The sequence below is a fragment of the Streptomyces sp. KR55 genome (genome assembly GCF_052245645.1).
Classification (GTDB): Bacteria; Actinomycetota; Actinomycetes; order Streptomycetales; family Streptomycetaceae; genus Streptomyces; species Streptomyces flavusporus.
In genome coordinates, this window is sequence record NZ_JBQQCE010000890.1 from 1 (window position 1) to 1,429 (window position 1,429).

The 1,429-nt window shown below is 72.0% G+C and carries 2 protein-coding genes; one reads left to right on the forward strand and one right to left on the reverse strand.

The window, feature by feature from the left end; genetic code table 11:
- Nucleotides 1–30: 30 nt before the first annotated feature.
- Nucleotides 31–423, forward strand: a complete 393-nt coding sequence (locus tag ACTWQJ_RS51275) for a hypothetical protein (protein WP_443313183.1) — start codon at nt 31–33, stop codon at nt 421–423.
- 15 nt (nt 424–438) lie between these two features.
- Here ACTWQJ_RS51275 and ACTWQJ_RS51280 read toward each other — a convergent pair whose 3' ends face one another.
- The gene (locus ACTWQJ_RS51280) at nt 439–1,110 is read right to left on the reverse strand and encodes an O-methyltransferase (RefSeq protein ID WP_443313182.1); all 672 of its coding nucleotides are present in this window, start codon (nt 1,108–1,110) and stop codon (nt 439–441) included.
- Nucleotides 1,111–1,429 lie beyond the last annotated feature (319 nt).

A 1,429-nucleotide genomic window follows, 5' to 3' on the forward strand; every position in this document is an offset into this window, starting at 1 on the left:
CCGCGCAGGGACGTGACAAAAGGAGCGCACGTGCTCGAACTCACCATGGCCACCGTCTCCGGGGCGGAGGCGGGCGCCACGGCCGGCATGCTCATGGCCGACGCGCCCAGCGAGCCGGGCGCCGTGCTGCGGGTGGGCCGGGACAAGTCCGTGTGCCGGCTCGCCACGCCCGACGACTGGCTGTTCGTCTCGCGGGTCCACCTGGAGTTCCTGTGCGGCCCGGACGGCGGCTGGCAGGTGACCTGGCTGCGCGGCTCGCAGCCGGACCAGTCCTCCGAGGTCCGGCTGATGGCCGGCGGGTACACCCAGCCACTCGCCTACGACGGCACCGTTCCGCTGCCGCGGGGCGGCAACGGAGAGATCGTCATCCAGGACCGCACCGCGCCGCGCAGCGTCAACGTCGGCTTCTACCACGAGCTCTGAGCGGCGGCCGGAGTCCTATGCCAGCACCCGTGCCAGCGCGAAGCCGTCGTAGCCCTTGCTGCCCACCGTCTGGATCGCCGTGCCGCTCAGCCTGGGGTGGGAGCCGATCAGCTCGATGGCGGCGCGGGTGCCCTGGACGTCCGGCTCGGTGCTGTCCGCTTCGGTGACGCGGCCGCCGCGTACGACGTTGTCGACGATGATCAGGCTGCCGGCGCGGGTGAGCTTGAGGGCCCACTCCACGTAGTGGGCGTTGTTGGCCTTGTCGGCGTCGATGAAGACCAGGTCGAAGGGCGGCGGGTTCTCGTCGGCGAGCTGGGGCAGGGACTCCAGCGCCGGGCCGACCCGTACCTCGACGAGCTTGTCGAGGCCCGCGCGGGCGATGTTGCGGGTGGCGACCTCGGCGTGTTTGGCGCTGTACTCCAGCGAGATGAGGCGGCCTTCGGCGGGGAGGGCGCGGCCGAGCCAGATGGTGCTGTAGCCGCCGAGCGTGCCGATCTCCAGGATCGTCCGGGCGCCCTGGATCTGGGCGAGGAGTTGGAGCAGCTTGCCCTGGGGGGCCGTGACGTTGACGCGCGGCAGTTCGGCGGCCTCGCTGTCGCGCAGGGCGGCCTGGAGGGGCTCGTCGTCGGGGGAGAGATGGGTGCGGAAGTAGTCGTCCACGGCGTCCCACGTCTGCGACTCGCTCATGCGCTCTGCCTCTCGTGTGCGAAGCGGTTCCGTAATTAGGGCCTCTAACTAGTTGCCCTAACGAAGGTAGTCGCCACGGGGTTCCACGACGAAAGCGGCACGCCGACGAGTGGGCTGCCGCCCGCGCGCCTGCCTGTGCGTCCGGTGACGAGCCGCCGCTTTCCAGGTGCCCGGCGTCGGGGCCGGCCGAGGGGTGGGGTGCGCAGCCCGGCGCTGACGGGGTGCCGCCCGCGCCCACCCGTGCCGCCCTGGGGGTCCCCCCAGGCCCTTAAGGCACTGGGGGAGGCACGACTGCCCGCGTCAGCGCTTAACCGCCTCC